Source organism: Pseudomonas sp. P5_B2 (assembly GCF_056400445.1).
Genome location: NZ_JBFULH010001261.1, coordinates 1 through 785 on the forward strand (window position 1 = coordinate 1; position 785 = coordinate 785).

The 785-nt window shown below is 39.7% G+C and carries 1 protein-coding gene; it reads left to right on the top strand.

Annotated features, from left to right (window positions below; genetic code table 11):
• Positions 1-785 (top strand): glycosyltransferase (locus tag AC1DRJ_RS30630; RefSeq protein WP_477805407.1); only part of this gene is annotated, 785 nt, incomplete at both ends.

A 785-nucleotide genomic window follows, 5' to 3' on the forward strand; every position in this document is an offset into this window, starting at 1 on the left:
CCATACGCTATGCGTGGGATTTACAGCATCAGTATTTGAAAGAATCGAAGCTCAAAACCGGTATTAAAGGTATACTTGCGAAGTACATGCTGCATAAAATTAGAAATTGGGATTACCGAACAGCTAATGGAGTTGATCATTTTATTTCCAATAGCGATTACATAGGCCGTAGAATAAACAAAATATATAGAAGATCCTCAACTACCATATACCCTAATGTAGCTGTTGAAGACTTCCCACTGCATTTAGCCAAGGAAGATTTTTATCTAACAGCGTCCAGAATGGTTCCCTATAAAAAAATGGACTTGATTGTACGAGCCTTTTCAGAAACTCCTGATAAGAAACTCATCGTAATTGGTGACGGCCCTCAAATGGCCAAGGTCAAGCAATACGCTACACCGAACGTCCTGATTATGGGATACCAACCATTCGAAGTATTAAAATCTCACATGCAACGTGCAAAGGCATTTATTTTTGCAGCGGAAGAAGATTTTGGTATTACCCCGGTTGAGGCTCAAGCATGCGGAACCCCGGTAATTGCCTTTGGTAAAGGGGGAGCCCTCGAAACAATTGTAGACGGGGTGACAGGTATTTTTTTTGATAAGCAATCAGAAGCAAGTATCATATCTGCAATTGATCGCTTTGAAAAAACGTTTAAATCTGACCCGCACTTAATTAGACGACATGCTGAATCTTTTTCCACCCAGCGTTTCAAAACCGAATTCAAAAAATTTATCGAGGACAAGTCTTCTGAATTTTTCCAGTCTGGAACTTCTAAACTTAAC